1 protein-coding gene is annotated in these 255 nt (G+C 73.3%); it reads right to left on the bottom strand.

The window, feature by feature from the left end; genetic code table 11:
- The coding region (locus AC6LJ9_RS30830) for a filamentous hemagglutinin family protein (RefSeq protein WP_498150485.1) at positions 1 to 255 on the bottom strand (255 nt) is incomplete at both ends.

Here is a 255-nt window from a genome sequence, read left to right as displayed (position 1 = left end):
CGCGGCGCGGCGGGGTGTAGACCACCGTGGTCTTCGAACCCCGGCCGGCGTTGATGTCACCCTCGGCCGACCAGGCCAGGATGTCGCCGCCGAAGGTCGTCATCACGCGCGACAGCCCCAGCAGCAGGCTGCCCTTGGAATAGGCCTGGATGTCGCCCTGGCCCTGCGTGATCAGGCCCGCGCTGCCCGGCGGCGCCACGCCCTGCACGCCGACCACGATCTGGCCGCCGGGCGCCAGCAGCTGGATCGAGCCGC

The organism is Achromobacter sp. 1011811831, from assembly GCF_059760905.1.
The sequence above is the reverse complement of the archived record's forward strand: the minus strand, read 5'-3'. Positions and strand labels throughout refer to the sequence as shown.